Below are 17,452 nucleotides of genomic sequence, written 5' to 3'. Positions count from 1 at the left end.
AAGAAAGGTGGGATCAGCTCTTGGGCGGCTTGGCGCCGAACCACTTCACGTAGATGGCGTCGTAGGTGCCGTCGGCCTTCAGCTTGGCGAGCGAGGCGTTGACCTTAGCGACGAGCTCGCTCCCTTTCGGAAAGGCCATGCCGTATTGCTGGGCCATCATCTGCTCGCCGACGGTCTTCACCTTACCCTGGCCGTTGGTCTTGATGTAGTAGAGGACGTTCGGCGTGTCGTGCATCGCCGCGTCGGCATTGCCCGTCATGACTTCGAGATAGGCGTTGTCGACATTGGGGAACTGGCGAAGCTCGGCGCCCTTGAAGTGCTCCTTGGCGTAGTCGGCAGCCGAGGTTCCGGTCTTGATCGCGACCGTCTTGCCGGCGAGATCGCCGACGCCCTTGATCGTCGAGGCCTCGGGCACCATCAGGAGGAAGCCGCTGTCGTAATAGCCGTCCGAGAAGTCGACGGCCTTCTTGCGCTCTTCCTTGATGGTGATGCCGGCAAGGCCGACATCGACCTGCCTGGTCTGGAGCGCCGGGATGATGCCGTTGAAGTCCATCGGCTGGAGGCGATAGGTGACGCCGATGTCCTTGGCCACCGCGTCCCAGAGGTCGATGTCGAAGCCGACATAGGTGTCCCCCTGCTTGAACTCGAAGGGCACGAAGGCCGTGTCGGTCGCCACCACCAGATCCTCGGCGCGGGCCGGAGCCTGGACGAGAAGGGCTGCGGCGAGCGCCATCGAGGCGAGAATTCCAAACCTGCGCATGATCGTTCTCCTGGTTGGAAGAGCCAGCGCCCCGTCCGTCGGTGGCGACTATGCGCAAATCTAGAATGCTATATCGAAGTTGTCGCCATGAAAATTTGCGCATTTGCTGGTGAGTTGTTGTGCAATGCGGTGACGATCTAGGCTCTGCTCGTCCCTACCCAGCGATAGGGACAGGGACGACGGGCCCCTGGCACCCCTATGCCGCGCCTCAGGCTGCGAGCGCCGCGTCGATCGCCTCGCCCAAGCGCTCGACCACGTCGTCCACCTGATGCCGTTCGATGATGAAGGGCGGGGCAAGTAGCACATGGTCGCCCCGGACACCGTCGATCGTGCCGCCCATCGGATAGACCATCAGCCCACGCGCCATCGCCTCGCGCTTGATCGCGGCGTTCAGCCTGCTTTTCGGGTCGAAGGACGCCTTGGTCAGGCGATCCGCCACGAGTTCGACGCCCTGGAACAGGCCGCGTCCGCGAATGTCGCCGACATGCGGATGGTTGCCGAAGCGCTGCTCCAGCCGGGCGCGCAGGTGCTCGCCCATGGCGACGACATTGGCCAGAAGCCCGTCGCGGCGAATGACCTCCTGCACCGCGAGGCCGGCGGCGGCGGCCATCGGATGGCCCATATAGGTGTGGCCATGCTGGAAGAAGCCGGAGCCCTTGGAGAAGGACTCGAAGATGCGGCCCGAGAGCAGCACCGCGCCGACCGGCTGGTAGCCGCCGCCGAGACCCTTGGCGATCGTCATCAGGTCGGGTGCGATGCCGTCCTGCTCGCAAGCATGCAGCGTGCCGGTGCGGCCCATGCCGCACATCACCTCGTCGAGGATCAGGAGCACGCCATGGCGGTCGCAGATCTCGCGGATGCGCTTGAAATAGTCGCCGACGGGCGGCACCGCGCCCGCCGTCGCCCCGACCACGGTCTCCGCCACGAAGGCGATGACGCGATCGGGACCGAGTTCGAGAATCGTCGCCTCGAGCTGGCCTGCGGCGCGCGCGGCATACTCCGCCTCGCTCTCGCCCGTCTCGCGGAGGCGATACTCGTAGCAGGCGTCGATATGATGCGTCTCGATCAGGAGCGGTCTGAACTGCGACCGGCGCCACTCGTTGCCGCCTGTCGCCAGCGCCCCCAGCGTGTTGCCGTGATAGCTCTGCCGGCGAGCGATGACGTGCCGACGCTGCGGTTGTCCGATCTCCACGAAATATTGTCGCGCCATCTTCAGCGCGGCTTCGACCGCCTCGGAGCCGCCGCTGACGAGATAGACGTGGTCGAGCCCGGCAGGCGCGTCCGCCACCAGCCGGTCGGCGAGGCGCTCGGCGACCTCGGTCGTGAAGAACCCGGTATGGGCATAGGCCATCCGGTCAAGCTGCGCGTGCAGCGCGGCGAGGACATCCGGGTGGCCGTGGCCGAGGCAGGAGACCGCCGCGCCGCCCGAGGCATCGATATAGCTCCGGCCGTCGCGGTCGAAGAGTTCGATGCCGCGCCCACCGACGGCGACGGGCATGGCGGCATTGGCGGCGCGATGAAGGATATGGGTCATTTCCGTTTTCTGGTCTGGCTAGGCTTGAGATGGGTGTCGAGGGCGGCGAGATGGCCGTCCATGCGCCGCAGCGCCTCCAGGGCGCCCTCCTCGGCCTTTCCCGCGATCAGCGTGGCGAGGATTTCGGCGACGAGGAAGGCCGGCGTCATGGTGTGGAAGAAGGACGGGGTGTCGGTCGGCACGATGACGGCCTGGGCCGCCATCTGCGCCAGCGGCGCGACCGCGCTGTCCGTGACGGCGACGACCCGCAATCCAAGCGCGGCGGCATGCTCGGCGAGTTCGACGCTGAGGCGCGTATAGGGCGCCACGCTGGCCACGAAGAGCACGTCCTCACCGGTTGCCGTCGCCAGCCCGTCGGCTCCGGTCCCGGCGATTCCGTCGAGCAGGATCGACCGTTCGCCGAGCAGCGTCAGGACGTAGTGCAGGTGCCAGGCCACCGGATGGCTGGAGCGCAGGCCGAGGCTGTAGACGCGGCGGGCGGAGGCCAGAGTCTCGGCCGCCGCGACGATCCGTTCGAGCGTTCGATCCTGGCCGAGGCGTTCGATCTGGCTGGCGGCGGAGCGCAGCATCTCGCCGGCCAGCGCCTTGTCGCCATGCTGCTTCTGGCTGGTGACTTGCGCCCCGGCCTTGCCGGCAAAGCCGAGATCGCGCTCCCGCAGGACATCGGCATGAAGGGCGCGGATCTCCTCGAAGCCCTCGAAGCCGAGATGCTTGGCGAGCCGCGTCATCGTCGCCGGCTGGACACCGGCACGGCGCGCCTGCTCGCGCATGGAGAGGAGCGCGACGTCGCGCGGATGATCGAGCACATGGCGCGCCGCCGCCTGAAGCTGCGACGACATCGCCTCGAAACCTTTCAGAATGCGATCGGTGAGGGGGCTCTGCTCCATGAGGAAAGCATAGGTCGATGCGAAGGCTGTTGCAACGATCGTTTCAAGAAATGTAATATAGATGCAATTGGATCATTAAGCCGGGACGACCCGATGAGCGCCGACCCCTTCCCCCATGCCGTCAGCATCGCGGTCGCCCCCAATGGCGGTCGGCGCACGAAGGCCGATCATCCCGCGATCCCCCTGACGCCGGCCGAACTCGCCCGCACGGCGGCGACCTGCCTGGAAGCGGGGGCGGGGATGATCCATGTCCATGTCCGCAAGCCGGACGGCACGCATCTTCTCGACGCCGACGCCTATCGCGCGGCCATCGCGGCGATCCGTCGCGCGGTCGGCGATCGCATGGCGATCCAGATCACCAGCGAGGCGCTCGGCCTCTACACGCCCGCCGCGCAGAGGGATGTGGTGCGCGCCGTCCGCCCGGAGGCGGTGTCGCTGGCCCTTCGCGAACTCGTGCCGGACTCCAGCGAGGAACGCGCTTTCGCCGATCTCCTGGCCTGGGCGGCGCGGGAAAGGGTCGATCCGCAGATCATCCTCTACGCTCCGGACGAGGCGGTGCGTCTGCAGGACATGCGACGTCGAGGCCTCATCCCGTTCGAACGCCTTTCCGTCCTTTACGTTCTCGGGCGCTACAGCGCGAACCAGACCTCGACCCCGGCGGATCTCCTGCCATTCCTCGCCTCCGAGATGCCGCGCTTCGAACATTGGAGCGTCTGCGCCTTCGGTCGCCACGAAGCGGCCTGCGTCACGGCCGCGGCGCTTCTTGGCGGGCATGTCCGTGTCGGGTTCGAGAACAATCTCTGGCTCCCCGACGGCCGCATGGCCGCCGACAACGCGGAACTGGTCTCGACCGTCTCGTCGTCGCTCCGGGGGCTCGGTGTCGAGCTCGCCGCGAGATCGCGCTGATCACGTCTGCCTGAGATCGGGACGGGCGGCGTTCGGAGCGATCGCCTCGGCACCGAACGGAAGCCGCCTCTCAGAGCTCCTCCCAATGATCCTGGGCAGCCGCAGCCTTCGGCGCCGCGCCGCCATGGCCGGTGGTGCGCAGCTGCGCCACGGGACGCGACGGGGCGGGGGCGGCGGACGGACGGCGGTTCGCGGCTCCGGCCGGTGCGCCGGCCTTCGTGCGGAAGCGCTCCGTCAGATGTGCCAGCTCCTGCGTTTCCGCCGACAGCGACTGCGCCGCCGCCGTCGTTTCCTCCACCATCGCGGCGTTCTGCTGGGTGACCTTATCCATCTGGTCCGCCGCCGTCGCCACTTCCTTCAGGCTCACCGCCTGCTCGCGGGTCGCATGCGCCATCGCCGTGATGCTGTTCGCGACGCCGCTGACCTGGCCGACGATCTGCTCCAGCGAGCGGCCGGTCGCCGACACGAGATCGACGCCGCGCTCGACCTGGGCGGAGGAAACGTGAATGAGATCCTTGATCTCCTTCGCCGCCTCGGCCGAACGCTGCGCCAGACCGCGCACTTCCTGCGCGACGACCGCGAAGCCGCGTCCCGCCTCGCCGGCCCTGGCCGCCTCGACGCCCGCGTTCAGGGCGAGGAGGTTGGTCTGGAAGGCGATCTCGTCGATGACCCCGATGATCTTGCCGATCTCGGCCGAGGAATGCTCGATCTCGGCCATCGCCGCCACCGCATCGGCGACGATTCTGCCGCCCTTGTCGGCCTCGCCCTGCGCGAGAACCGCGGCCGCGCGTGCGCCGTCCGCGCCTTGCGCCGTCTGGTCGACGCCGCGCATCACTTCCGAGAGCGCCGCGACCGTCTCTTCCAGGCTCGCCGCCTGCTGCTCGGTGCGCTGCGACAGGTCGCCCGCCGCCACCGTGATCTGATTCAGCCCGACCCGCATCGTGCCGACCGCGCCGACGACGGAGCCGATGGTCGCCTCCAGCTGCGTCACCGAGGCGTTGAACTTCGCCCGGATCGGCTCGAATTCCGGCGCCACGACCTCGGTCATCCGCGCCGTCAGGTCGCCGGCCGACAGCTTGTCGAAGCCCTGTTCCACCAGATGGACGAAGAGCTTCAGATCCTCGGCCTTGGCATTGTCGATGGCGGCCTGCCGCTCGCGGCTGGCCGTCTGCGCCGCCTCGGCCGCGACGGCCTCGGCTTCGAGGCGCTTGTTCTGGTTGGCGGCGTCCTTGAACACCTGGACCGCCTTCGCCATCACGCCGACCTCGTCGCCGCGCCCGGCGCCCTCGACGGGCACGTCGAGCCGCCCGGCCGCAAGCTCCTTCATCCGCTGCGCCAGGAGCTGAAGGGGACGGGTGATGCCTCGCGATGAGACGAACGAGGCGACGGCGATGCCGCCGATCATTCCGACGATCGTGCCGATGAGCACGGTCTCGATGGTGGCGACCGAACCGGCCGAAAGCGACGTCGCTTCGGTCCGCGTTTCATCGAGGAGCCGATCGCGCAGCGCGGCATAGCCGTCGGCGAAATGCTTCGTCGTCAGATCCAGCCGAGAGAGGAGGGGCTTGGCTGTCGCATCGTCGTTGCGCAGTCCGGCCGTGACGACCTGCTCGGAGAGGCTGGCGACGAGGCCGAAGTCGGCGGTCAGTCCATCGATATCCGCCTTGTCGTCGGGAAACGCGGCCTGGACGTCCGCCAGCATCTTAGCGGTCGCCTCGATCGCCTTCTTCTGGGCCGCGACCGCGTCGTGGGCCTCGTCGCTCACACCGTCATAGGCCACCACCTTATAGCTGGCATAGCCGATTTCGCTGATGTTGCGGCCAGCTCGAACGAGCTTCACCACCGCCGTGTCCCGATCGTTGACGAGCGAGGCGTATTCCGCATTGGTTCGCCAGATTTGCAACGAAGCGAAACCGGACAGGGCCAAGCCTATACAGCCTACACCGATGACGATGGCGATGATCTTGGTGGAAATCCTGACATTGCTCAGCATCGGAGACTCCCACCGTATCGAGACGATCGGTTCAAGTGCTCACAATGCGCCCGAAAACTTTGCGGCGAGTTAACGGCTTTTCAACGTTTGGTTTTGCAACCCAAGATCATGTCTTCGCCGCACCGTTGTGCTCGATTCCCGTTCCATCGCGCGGCGCCGTTCGTGACCCGCCTCCATTGATGCGCAGCTGCGCGGCGAAAGCCCGCTCGTAGGCGGGTCTCGCCTCGCCCCGTGCGACATAGGCTGCCAGGGTCGGCTCCTCGTCGAGGATGCCCGACGACCGCAACCGAAGGAGCACCGAGACCATCAGGAGATCGCCGGCGCTGAACGCGCCGTCGAGCCATTCGGCATCGCCGAGGCGGGCGGAAAGCTGCGACAGCCTCGCGCGAACACGATCCTCGACCAGCGGCAGGCGCTCCCCGCTCCAGGACCGATCGCCTTCCAGGAGCCTCGCATTTGTCAGTTCGAGGATCGGCGGCTCCACCGTGTTGAGCGAGGCGAACATCCACGCGATCGCGCGGGCCCGGGCAGCGGCGTCTTCCGGCAGCAATCCTCCATGGCGCTCGGCGATGTGGAGAACGATCGCCCCGGTCTCGAACAGGACGAGGTCGCCATCCTCATAGGTTGGGATCTGCCCGAAGGGGTGACGGGCGAGGTGAGCGGGCTCCCGCAATGCCCGAAACGACACGAGGCGGATCTCGTAGGGCTGACCCGCCTCTTCGAGGGCCCAGCGCACGCGCGTGTCCCGCGCCAGTCCCCGTCCGCCATCCGGCGATCGCTCGAATGCAGTGATGGTGACGGGCATCGGCCGATGACTTTCGTGTCGCGCATCCGGTCATGAAGAACCGCACCGCCCGGCTTCGCGCGGGCCGGGGAGCGTCCCGTCAGCCCCGCCGCGCCGCCTCGATGGCGGCGACGTCGATCTTGCCCATGGTCATCATGGCGTCGAACGCGCGCTTCGCCTCGCCGCCGCCGGCGGCAATCGCTTCCGTCAGGGTGCGCGGCGTGATCTGCCACGAGACGCCCCAGCGGTCCTTGCACCAGCCGCAGGCGCTTTCCTGGCCACCATTGCCGACGATGGCGTTCCAATAGCGATCGGTCTCCGCCTGGTCGTCGGTCGCGATCTGGAACGAGAAAGCTTCGTTATGCTGGAAGGTCGGCCCGCCGTTGAGGCCGAGGCAGGGAATGCCGGCGACGGTGAACTCGACGGTCAGGACATTGCCCGCCTTGCCAGACGGGTAGTCGCCGGGCGCGTGATGGACGGCGATCACCCGGCTGTCCGGGAAGGTGTCGGCGTAGAACCGCGCCGCCGCCTCCGCTTCCTTGTCGTACCAAAGGCAGATCGTGTTCTTGGCAATCATCACGCCCTCCCGCGTCATGAGGTGGCGGGAAGCTTCCGCCTTTGCCAGCCGCCGCGCAAGCGGCCAAGTCGAGTGACCGCCATCAGATGAGTTCGGCGGACCTGACGGTGCGATGGCCGGACGAGCCCCTGATGGTCGCCCGGACGATCCGATCCGTGTTCTGCTCCGAGGGTCGATCCCGTATCGCTTCGTGGGTCGCGCGACCGAAGCCTCCGATTACTGTCGCTTTGCTGGAACGGCGAACGTGATCTTGGCGCCCGCATGAAGAAATCGGCTCATAGCGCACCCCTTCCGCCAACTTCGGCGATGCGCCGTCACATTGTAAGTCTGAGCGTCTGCCGGCTTGCGAACATGCCGAAGCGCGATCGGGCGTAAGGACTTCTGCAATCGCAAGCGTGGCGGAGCTCGTGTCAGAGAGCCTTGAGATAGGTCGGCCAGCGTGGGTCGGACATGATCGAGCGCGCCCGCATGTGCTTCCAGATGCCGTATTTGAAGAAGTCGAAGTCGAGCGTGGAAATACGGTTCTGGACGAGGGCCCAGGTGGACCACTTGACGTCGGCCAGTGCCTTATGGACGACGAGGCGGGCGTAGAGGCCTTCGTCGTAGCGCCCGAAATAAAGCTCGATCAGCTCGCGATCCACATTCTCCGAAAAGAACATCTCGCCGCTCCAGATCCCAAGATCGTAGAGCCGGTCGTTGTTCGAGGCATATTCGAAGTCGATGAGCAGGATCGAGCCGTCCTTGCCGATCAGGAAGTTGCCGGGCATCGGATCGTTGAACGAGGGCACGAGATCGAGGCCGGAGGCCTCCAGTGCCTGCCTCGCGAGCTGCGTCTGGCGGCGCAGCCAGGCGTGGTCGGCCGGCATGGCGCCGCCGAGCTCCTCGATCTGGCGGTCGTGTTCGTCGATCATGTCGAACACGGTCTTGGTAAGCGGCAGGAGCGGCGCCTCGTGGAAGCGGCGATAGACGCGCATCGCCTCCGCGCGCATCGCGGGATCGGCGAAGTCGCGATGCGTCGAGGGCCGACGTCCATCCACGAACTCGGCGATCTCGATGTCGGCATGGTCGAGATAATCGAAGGTGCGAGGCCCGAGGCCGATCGCCTCGGCTTGCCGGCTGGCCGCACGCGCGGCGGCGCGGTCGATGAACATCTCGGTGCCGCGCCCCGGCAGCTTGACGAAATAGGGGTGCGGCTCGCCTTCGACCTCGACCCGCCAGTTCATGTTGCTGATGCCGCCCGAGACGGGCATGTAGCGCAGCGGCCGGCCGGCCCAGGGCGCGGCGCCCCGGAGCGCACCCTCCACCAGATGCTCGGCCGCCGTCGAAGCCTGTCCGATTGCCTTCATGCCGCCCTCATCCGAGCTTGCGCAGGGTTTCCTCGAAACCCGGCCGGTTCATAAGCATCCGACAGCGCAGGAAGCGCCAGCCGGCATATTTGCGGAATTCGATGCTCCGGCGCGGCGACAGGCGGTCCAGCACCAGAGCGCGCAGGGCCCAGTAGAGATCATCGCCCGCCGCATAGGCCCGGCAGCGGTTGAACGAGGACGAGCGAACCGAGCCTTCCGCGATCTCGAGGCCGGCGCGCATGTCGTCCTCGAACTGGAACGCCTCGTTCAGGAAGGCGCCGAGCTGGTAATGCGGGTCGCCGTCGCCCGCCATGTCGAAATCGACGAAGCGGAGGTTTCCCGTCTCGTCGAACAGGAGGTTGGAAGCGTGCGGGTCGCCATGGAGTGCCCGCTCGTCGCGCCCCGCCGCCGCCAAGGCCGCCTCGATGGCGGAGGCTCCCTCCAACAGCCACCAGGCATCCGGCGGGAGCGTATCGGCCTCGTCACCGAGGATCGCGCGCATCGCGGCGATTCCCTCGAAGACGCAGCGGTGGCGCCCGAGGCACGGCCCGGCCGCAATCTCGGCGAAGGCGCGCGTCACCGTCGCGACCGTCTCGGGCCTCGCGAGTTCGTCGATCTTGGCCGGCCGCCAGGAGGGGCCGAGTCTTTCGAAGAGGATCGCGCCCTCACTTTCGGCCAGATGCAGCGGCCGGGGCGCGAGGCCGAGATCGGCGATCGCCGCCGCGGCGCGAAAGGCGTGGCCGGTGTCCAGCAGGTCGCCGAGCGCCGACTCGCTCACCTTCAGGAAAAAGGCGGGCTCGTCCGTCCCCTCGGCCGCGACGAGGAAGCCGTTCGATTCGACGGCCTGATAGGACGGGGATGCCGCGCCCTCTGGGGCCGGCTCCATGCGCGGGTGTTCGCCGACGAGGGCGCGCGCGCCGGCGAGCGCCGTTTCGGCCAGCCGTTCTGGGGATGCCGGAGCGTGGGCCAGCATGGTCAGGCCGCCTCCTCGCGCGGCTGGAGGGCAGCAAGGCCCTCGGTCGCCAGCGCCATCAGCATGTCGGCCAGGACCTGCGTGCCGAAGGCGTGGTCCTCGGCGCGCGTCAGTTCGGTCGGATGGTGGATCACGCCGCCGACGCTCGGCACCGCCAGCACGATGGAAGGGCAGACCGCCGCGAGGCTCACCGCGTCATGACCGCCGATCGTGTCGAGATGGCGGGCGTGCACGCCCTGTCGGGACGCGGCGCGCTCGGCGAGCGCGATCAGCCCGGCATCCATGGGGGCGGCGACGCGGCGGTCGATCGAACGCACTTCGAAAGCGACGCCGGCCTCGACGGCAGCGGCCTCGATCATCGCCGTCAACTTCTCCTCAGCCTCGGCCAGGACGGCGGCCGAGCCCGAGCGCAGCTCGATAAAGAGCACGGCTTCGCTCGGCACGGTATTGGGCGAGTTCGGAAAAACTTCGAGCCGGCCGACGGAGGTGTGGAGATCGAGCCCGTAGGCGCCTGCCAGCGCCTTGAGCCCGGTCACGACATGCGCCCCGGCCAGAAGCGCGTCGAGGCGCTCCGCCATCGGCGTCGGGCCGGTATGGGCCTGCCGGCCGAGGAAGGCGAGGCGATACTTCGTGGCGCCCCAAAACCGGGTGAAGATGCCGAAACGCGTGCTCTCGCGTTCCAGGAAAGGCCCGCCCTCGATGTGGAGCTCGACATAGGCGCCGGGAACGGCGACCTTGTCGCTGCCCTCGTAGCCGATGGCGCCGAGCGCCTCGCCCACCGAGACGCCGTTGCCGTCGCGCCGCTCCAGGGCCCAGGAGAGGTCCGCGGCGCCGGTGAAGACGCTCGAGCCAAGAAGGCTCGGCTGAAAGCGTGCTCCCTCCTCGTTGGTCCAATTGACCACCGCGAACTCGCAGGCCGACAGCGCGCCGCGCGCCTTCAACGCCTCGCGCACGGCGCGGATCGCCTCGCAGGCGGAGATCACGCCGAGCGCTCCGTCGAAGCGCCCACCATTCGGCTGGCTGTCGATATGCGAGCCGACCATGACGACCGGCGCATTGGGTCCGCCCATTCCGACGAAGCCGAACTGGTTGCCGATCGCATCGACCTTCTGGGTAAAGCCGTTGCTCTCGAACCAGGCGCCGAGCCAGTCGCGCGCCTGCCCATCCTCAGCCGAGAGCGTCAGGCGAGTCATCGCCCCGCCTTCGCCGCCTCCGAAGGCCGAGACGGCGGTCATCATGGCCTCCAGCCGGGCAGCATCGACGGCGGCGCTGGGGCGCGAGGACAGATCAGGCATGACGGACATCCACGTTGGATTGCTGGAAGGCGGCCGCGAAGTCGGGTGGTGGCGGGGCGTTGGTGACGAGGGTGTGGATGTCGCCGAGGGCGAAGGTGCGCACCGAGCCGAGGCGTCCGAATTTCGACGTATCGGCAAGGATCACGCTGCGGCCGGCCCGCTCCACCGCGGCGCGACGCAGCGCCGCTTCCTCCTGGCCGATATCCATGAAGCCGTGCTGGAGATGGACGGTGACGATGCCCATGACGGCGAGATCATAGACGTGCTCGCGTATGCCCTGGAGTGTGCGATGGCCGTAAAGGCCCTTGTAGTCGGGCTTCAAAAAACCGCCGAACACCTCGACTTGGGCGTTCGGATCGGCGGCTGCGAGCGAGGCGATCGCGACGGAGTTGGTGAACATGCGCACCCGCCGGCCCGCGAGCAACCGAGCGAGGGCCAGCGTCGTCGTGCCGGTGTCGACGAAGATCGTCATGCCGTCCTCGATCAGCGACAGGGCCGCCTGGGCGATGCGGGCCTTGTCGCGGGGGGAGACGCGCATGCGGTCGTCGAAGGGCTGGTCGGCCTCCTTGCGGTCAGTGACGGCGCCGCCATAGACGCGACGGGCGTGGCCCTGCATCTCGAGGTCGCGCAGGTCGCGACGCACCGTCTCGGTGGAGATGCCAAGTCGCTTTGCGAGATCCTTGACGTTGACGCGTCCGTCCCGGCGCAGTTCCCCGAGGACGAGCTGCTGGCGCTGTTCGGTGATGCCCATCGGCGATGCTCTCTCCCGCTTCGCGCGGCCGAGGACGGCCGGGCGCGCCGGACGATGGTTGTCATGCAGGATCGGCTCCGGCAATTCGTCCTCGAACAGCATCACGTGGCCCCCGCCAGCATCGCCGCGCGTGCCGCCAGCGCCTGCGGGCTCGGCACAAGGTGACAGGAGGCGAGGTCGTCGGCACCGCGCACCGTCAGAAGCGGGTTCGTCCGTGCGCAAGCCTCGAAGGCCTGCGGGCAGCGCGAGCGGAAGGCGCAGCCCTCGGGCAGGTCGATCGGGCTCGGCGGCTCGCCCTCCAGAAGGCAGTCCTCCGGCCGGTAGCGCCGCTCCTCCAGCGTCGGCATGGCCGACAGCAGCGCCCGGGTATAAGGGTGGCCGGGATCGAAGAAGAGCCGCTCGTTGTCGGCGAGTTCCACCACCTCGCCGAGATACATGACGGCAATGCGGTTGCAGGCTTTCCGCACCATCGCGAGATCGTGGCTGATGAAGATGTAGGTGAGCGCATGCTCGCGCTGCAGCTTGTCGAAAAGAGCCAGGAGACGGAACTGCTCGGTCTGGTCTAGAGCCGAGAGCGTCTCATCCATCAGGAGGATCTCGGGGTCGAGCACCATCGCGCGCGCGACGTTGACACGCTGGCGCTGCCCGGCCGAGAGGCCGAGCGGCAACTCGTCGTAGAGCGCGACGGGCAGGCCGACATCGTTCATGACATCGCGCACCTTCTCCCTGATCTTCTTGGGATCGCGCCAGCCATGGGTGCGTAAGGGAGCTTCCAGCATGGCGCCGATGGCGGTGCGCGGCGGTAGCGAGCCGAAGGGGTCCTGCAGCACGAGCTGGAGCTTGCGGCGGAAGGCCAGGAGTTCCGAGCCCGACAGCTTGGCGATGTCGCGTCCCTCGCAGAGGACCTCGCCGCCGGCCGGCTTCTCGAGGCGCGACAGGAGGCGCATCAAGGTGGACTTGCCGCAGCCCGATTCCCCGACGACCGCGAAACTGTCGCCTCGCCTTACGTCGAAGGTCACGTTGCGCACGGCGCGCAAGCTGTCCACCGCGCCGAAGGAGCCGCGCTTGCGCACCTTATAGGTCTGCGACACGTCGTTGAGGCGGATCACCATCTCCGGCGTGGCATTGCCGGCGCGCCTCGGCTCGGCCGGCGGTGCGTTCCAGATCACAGGGATCTGCGTCACGAGATCGCGGGTATAGGCATGGCGCGGCGTCTCGATCAGCGCCTCGGTCGGCTGCTCCTCGACGAGGCGCCCCTCGTCGATCACCAGGATGCGCGAGGCCGCCTCCCGCGCAACCGGCAGCGAGGAGGACACGAACAGCACCGCCGTGTCGAACCGCTCGGTCAGTTCGCGCATCAGGCGGATGACCTGCGCCGCGACGGTCACGTCCAGCGGCTGCGTGACGTTGTCGGCGACGAGCAGCACGGGATTGGAGATCATGGCGTCGACGATCAGCGCGCGCTGCATCATGCCGCCGGAGAATTGCGACGGATAGTCGTGGAAGCGCGCCTTGGCGGAAGGGATGCGCACGGCGTCGAGCAGTGCAACGACGCGCTTCTCGGCCTCGGCCCGGCTCGTCTCCGGGCTGACGGCACGAAGCTTCTCGACGATCTGGCGTCCGACAGTGAGCGTCGGATCCAGCGCGCCCATCGGATTGGCGCCGACATAGCCGATGTCGCGGCGCAGGCGTCGCATGGCAGCAGGCGACTGATCGAGAAGATTCTCGCCGCGAAAGGCGGCGGTGCCGCCGGTGATGGCGAGCGGCGGGTCGATCCAGTTGACGACGGCCTTGGAAAGAACCGTCTTGCCGGCCCCGGACGCGCCGACGACGCCGACGATCTCGCGTGGGGCGACGTCGAAGGAGATGCCCTTCAGGATCTCGCGTTCGCGCCCCGGCAGGGCGAGGCCGACCGACAGATCGCGGACGGACAGAACGGAGCCATTGCTGGACGTGTCCATCAAATGCCTCCGTGGATCGAGTTGCGGGCACGCTCCAAGGCGGCTCCCATCAGGTTGATCGAGACCAGCGTCAGGCCGAGGAAGACGCCGGGCATGGTGGCGATCCACCAGGCATTGAGAAGATACTTGCGCCCGTCGGCGATGATGTTGCCGAAGGTGGGCGTCGGCGGCTGAACGCCGAGGCCGAGGAAGCCGAGCGTCGACTCGAAGATCATCATGCGCGCGACATCGAGCACCGAGGTGAAGAGGACCGGCGGCACGAGCAATGGCACGAGGAGCGTCAGGATGATTCGCCCATGTCCCGCGCCCGAGACCTGCGCCGCACGGACATATTCGCGCCCTCGCTCGGCCATGACGACGGAACGCATGACGCGGGCATAGACCGGCCAGTTCGAGAGGCCGAGCACCAGGATGATCGCGGGAATGGTTGGGCGCGAGACGCCGAGGACGGCGATCGCCAGGATGATCATCGGAATTGAGAGCTGGGCGTCGGTAATGCGCATGACGATCGTGTCGGTGCGGCCGCCGAAATAGCCGGCGATCGTGCCGAGCGCGCAGCCGATCAGGAGCGTGACGGCGACGGAGGCGACACCGATCAGGAAGGAGTAGCGCAGGCCCACGAGGCTGCGCACCAGCATGTCGCGGCCGATCTGGTCGGTGCCGAGCGGGTGGGCCCAGCTCCATTTATCGCTCAGGAACAGCGGCGGCAGAAGGCGCGCCTTCACGTCCATCTTGGTCGGGTCGATGCCGCTGAGCTCGGGATAGATGGCGGCGGCGAGCGCCAGGATCAGGAAGAGCGCAAGGCCGATGCGGAACTCGGTGGACCGGCCCGCGCGGTCCAGGATGCGGCGTCCGAGTGAGCGTGAGGCGCGCCTGTCGACGGCAAGCGGCACGGCCGCAAGAATTGGGTCGATGGCGCTCATCAATATTCGAGCCTCGGATCGATGGAGGTGGCCGCGAGATCCACCAGGATGTTGATGAGGACGAAGATGGCGCTGGTGACGATCGCGATGCCTTGGATCAGAGGGAAGTCGCGCTGGAGCACGGCATTGATCGTGAGCAGTCCGAGTCCCGGATAGTCGAAGATGTATTCGACGATGATGACACCCCCGAGCAGGCTCGAAAACTGGACGCCGAGGAGGTTGAGGAGCGGAACGGACGCGTTGCGCAGCGCGTGGTGCGCGACGATGCGCGGGCGCGACAAGCCGCGTACATGGCCGACGGCGACGTAGGACTCACCCATCTGCGCCGCGACCGAGCTCGACAGAGTTCGAATCAGAACGGGAGAGAGTTCGACGGCCAGGACGATCGCCGGCAGGATCGCATAGGCAAAGCCGCCATAGCCGATGGCCGGCAGCCAGCCGAGCTTCACCGAAAGGATCAGCGCCAGCACGATGCCAAGCCAGAAGTTCGGGAGGGAGATGAAGACGGAAGAAACGTAGAAGGCGAGCTTGTCGGCGACGCCACCGGGCCGCAGTCCCGCCGCCACGCCGAGGAGGCTGGAGAAGACCAGTGCGAAGACGAGGGCAAGCGCCGCGAGCTGGAGCGTCATCGGCAGGGCTTCGAGGATCAGGTCGGCGACGCCCGCGCGCTCGCCGCGCGTCGAGTCATCGAAGGACGTGCCGCCGGTCGCGGCGCCATTGGCTGGGCGCACGAAGCTCTGGCCGAGATCGCCTTGCACGACATGGCCCATATAGCGCGCGAATTGGACCGGGATCGGGTCGCGTAGGCCCATCTGCGTGGCGATCTGCTCGATCAGCGCCTCCGGCGCCATGCCGCCTGCCATGAGGCGCACGGGATCGCCCGGCACGACCCGCAAAAGCGTGAAGATCAGCAGCGATACGAGAAAGATGATGACCGCCCCTTGCGCCAGGCGCCGGGCGAGAAAGCTGAGGACGAACATCGGGCCCGAGGCTCCGCGTTGAGGTCGAGGGAAGGAGATGGGGCCCGCCGCTTTAACACGGCGGGCCGTGAGGCGCTCAGGCCTTGCGCGAGGCGTCCATCGACCCGTCGGGATAGATGTAGAGTCCCTGGAATTCCTTCTGCATCGCGTGGATCATCACCGAGGTGAAGAGCGAGAGCGCCGGAACCTTGCTCGCGAGCAGCGGCATGGTCTCGGTCTGGAGAACGGTCTTGCGCTCTTCCAGCGTCGGCGCGTTGCGCTCCTTGTCGAGGCTGGCGTCGATCTCGGCATCCTCGATGCCGCAGATGCGGTGCGAGGACGAGTGGAAGTGGGTGCGCAGGATCAAGTCGGGCTCGGGCGAGCCGGTGGACCAGCCGCAATCCACCATATGGCCGGGGCCGCCGCCCGGGCGATGGTAGAGACGCTCGTTCCAGGCCGCCGGCTCCAGCACGGTGAGGCTCACCGGGAAACCCGCCTCGTTGAGCATGGCGGTGATGACCTCGCCATATTCCTTGGTCTTCGGATAGAAACCGACCGAGGTGATGTATTCGAGCGGCGGCAGGCCCTTGCCCTCCGGAAAGCCCGCTTCGGCAAGCAGCGCCTTCGCCTTCTCCGGGTCGTAGGCCGGATAGTTCTCGAGGTCGACATATCCGAATTTTACCGGCGAGACGTAGTTGGCCGACTTGTGGCCGGCCGAGCCCAGGATCTCGCCGATCATCTCGCGGTCGATCGCGTGGCAGGCGGCCATGCGCACGCGTACGTCGTTGAAGGGGGGCTTGGAGCAGCGGAACCAGAGGTATTTGTTCTCGACCGACACGACCTCGTTGATGGCGATCGCCGCATTGCCACGAACCGTCTCGACCTGCTCGGGCTCCAACCGCTCCACGATCGAGGCCTGCCCATTCATGAGCGAAAGCATGCGCGTGGTGGAATCGCCGGTGAAGGTGAAGTTGATGCCGGGGATCGCCGGCTTGCCCTTGAAATAGCCGTCATAGGCCGCGAGCACCGTGTCGTTGCCGCGCTGCTCGACGAACTTGAAGGGGCCGGTGCCGTTGAGCCGCTGGGACAGGACGCCGGATGGCCCTCCGGCGATATCCTTGGCCGACATGATCGGCAAGAACGACGCGAGGAATATGAAGAGATGGGCGGGATAGCCGCCCTTTGTGGTATCGATGACGACGGTGAAGTCGTCGGGCGTCGTGATGGTCAGCGTCTCGGTCGGGCCGGGATACCACTGCGCCGGGCGGTCGGACCGCGCGCCATATTCGAACGTCGCCTTGACGTCCTCGGCCTTGAACGGCTTGCCGTCGTGGAAGGTGATGCCCTCGCGCAGCTTGATCTGGAGCTTGTGCGGATCGAGGAGCTGGATATCGGTCGCGAGCTCGTAGACCACCGCGCCGGGATCGTCCAGCTTCATCGGGGTGCGGGTCAGAAAACCCATCACGAAGCCCTCGATGTTCTTCTGCGAGAGAGTCGTATGGGCTGTCGGATCCCAGTTTCCCGTGATGTTCTCGGCCGACAGGAACACCATCGGCTTGGCGCTTTGCGCGAATGCGGACGAGACAAGGAAATCCGGATTGATCTGGGCGAAACCGGCCATGCCGGCCAAGGCTGCGCCGCCCTGCAGGAATCGTCTGCGATCCAACATGCTGTTCATGCTCCGATCTCCGTTCTCGAAACCACGCAACGTGCAAAGTGGTCAAAAACCACATTGCAAGGCGCGTGCCAGATGGGGAAAGGGCTGAAGGTAGGGCTCTGAGCGTAACGAAGCGACGTGCTGTA

General features: G+C 67.0%; 15 protein-coding genes. 1 reads left to right on the top strand and 14 read right to left on the bottom strand.

What is annotated here, in order from left to right:
- Positions 1–13: 13 nt before the first annotated feature.
- From glnH to IEY14_RS12610, 3 genes are all read right to left on the bottom strand, one after another.
- Positions 14–760, bottom strand: coding sequence for a glutamine ABC transporter substrate-binding protein GlnH (gene glnH / locus IEY14_RS12620; protein ID WP_188908922.1), 747 nt, complete (start codon positions 758–760; stop codon positions 14–16).
- Positions 761–968: 208 nt separating this feature from the next.
- Entirely contained in the window at positions 969–2,294 is a 1,326-nt protein-coding gene (locus IEY14_RS12615) for an aspartate aminotransferase family protein (protein WP_188908920.1), read from the bottom strand.
- The gene (locus IEY14_RS12610) at positions 2,291–3,181 is read right to left on the bottom strand and encodes a MurR/RpiR family transcriptional regulator (RefSeq protein WP_188908917.1); all 891 of its coding nucleotides are present in this window, start codon (positions 3,179–3,181) and stop codon (positions 2,291–2,293) included. Before IEY14_RS12610 ends, IEY14_RS12615 begins: the two co-directional genes overlap by 4 nt.
- A gap of 93 nt (positions 3,182–3,274) precedes the next feature.
- Here IEY14_RS12610 and IEY14_RS12605 point away from each other — a divergent pair, with 93 nt between their 5' ends.
- A complete protein-coding gene (locus IEY14_RS12605) occupies positions 3,275–4,087 on the top strand; it encodes a beta-keto acid cleavage family enzyme (RefSeq protein WP_188908915.1) in 813 nt (270 codons plus the stop codon).
- A 70-nt stretch (positions 4,088–4,157) separates the two neighbouring features.
- Here the strand turns inward: IEY14_RS12605 and IEY14_RS12600 are convergent, their stop codons facing one another.
- From IEY14_RS12600 to IEY14_RS12550, 11 genes are all read right to left on the bottom strand, one after another.
- The gene (locus IEY14_RS12600) at positions 4,158–6,080 is read right to left on the bottom strand and encodes a methyl-accepting chemotaxis protein (protein ID WP_188908913.1); all 1,923 of its coding nucleotides are present in this window, start codon (positions 6,078–6,080) and stop codon (positions 4,158–4,160) included.
- Positions 6,081–6,186: 106 nt separating this feature from the next.
- On the bottom strand, positions 6,187–6,885 hold the full coding sequence (locus IEY14_RS12595) for a glutathione S-transferase family protein (RefSeq protein ID WP_188908911.1): 699 nt from the start codon (positions 6,883–6,885) through the stop codon (positions 6,187–6,189).
- 79 nt (positions 6,886–6,964) lie between these two features.
- On the bottom strand, positions 6,965–7,438 hold the full coding sequence (locus IEY14_RS12590) for a VOC family protein (protein WP_210318410.1): 474 nt from the start codon (positions 7,436–7,438) through the stop codon (positions 6,965–6,967).
- Positions 7,439–7,851: 413 nt separating this feature from the next.
- Positions 7,852–8,787 carry a phosphotransferase gene (locus IEY14_RS12585; RefSeq protein WP_188908909.1) on the bottom strand — a complete coding sequence of 312 codons (936 nt, stop codon included), beginning with the start codon at positions 8,785–8,787 and terminating at the stop codon, positions 7,852–7,854.
- 7 nt (positions 8,788–8,794) lie between these two features.
- Positions 8,795–9,760: a phosphotransferase family protein gene (locus tag IEY14_RS12580; RefSeq protein WP_188908907.1), complete on the bottom strand. Its 966-nt coding sequence runs from the start codon at positions 9,758–9,760 to the stop codon at positions 8,795–8,797.
- Positions 9,761–9,762: 2 nt separating this feature from the next.
- Positions 9,763–11,055: a Zn-dependent hydrolase gene (locus IEY14_RS12575; protein WP_188908905.1), complete on the bottom strand. Its 1,293-nt coding sequence runs from the start codon at positions 11,053–11,055 to the stop codon at positions 9,763–9,765.
- Positions 11,048–11,908 carry a DeoR/GlpR family DNA-binding transcription regulator gene (locus IEY14_RS12570; RefSeq protein ID WP_244639461.1) on the bottom strand — a complete coding sequence of 287 codons (861 nt, stop codon included), beginning with the start codon at positions 11,906–11,908 and terminating at the stop codon, positions 11,048–11,050. The genes IEY14_RS12575 and IEY14_RS12570 overlap by 8 nt, the downstream gene beginning before the upstream one ends.
- A complete protein-coding gene (locus IEY14_RS12565) occupies positions 11,908–13,767 on the bottom strand; it encodes a dipeptide ABC transporter ATP-binding protein (protein WP_188908902.1) in 1,860 nt (619 codons plus the stop codon). The genes IEY14_RS12570 and IEY14_RS12565 overlap by 1 nt, the downstream gene beginning before the upstream one ends.
- Positions 13,767–14,690, bottom strand: a complete 924-nt coding sequence (locus tag IEY14_RS12560) for an ABC transporter permease (protein ID WP_188908900.1) — start codon at positions 14,688–14,690, stop codon at positions 13,767–13,769. The genes IEY14_RS12565 and IEY14_RS12560 overlap by 1 nt, the downstream gene beginning before the upstream one ends.
- Positions 14,690–15,670 (bottom strand): ABC transporter permease, encoded by a 981-nt coding sequence (locus IEY14_RS12555; protein WP_188908899.1) that lies wholly within the window; start codon positions 15,668–15,670, stop codon positions 14,690–14,692. The genes IEY14_RS12560 and IEY14_RS12555 overlap by 1 nt, the downstream gene beginning before the upstream one ends.
- 76 nt (positions 15,671–15,746) lie before the next feature.
- Complete coding sequence (locus tag IEY14_RS12550) at positions 15,747–17,327, bottom strand: ABC transporter substrate-binding protein (protein ID WP_188908897.1); 1,581 nt, start codon at positions 17,325–17,327, stop codon at positions 15,747–15,749.
- Between the last annotated feature and the right edge of the window lie 125 nt (positions 17,328–17,452).

Source organism: Aureimonas endophytica, from assembly GCF_014642635.1.
In the GTDB taxonomy this organism is placed as follows: Bacteria; Pseudomonadota; Alphaproteobacteria; order Rhizobiales; family Rhizobiaceae; genus Plantimonas; species Plantimonas endophytica.
Note: the sequence above shows the minus strand (reverse complement) of the source record. Positions and strands in the feature narration are given on the sequence as shown.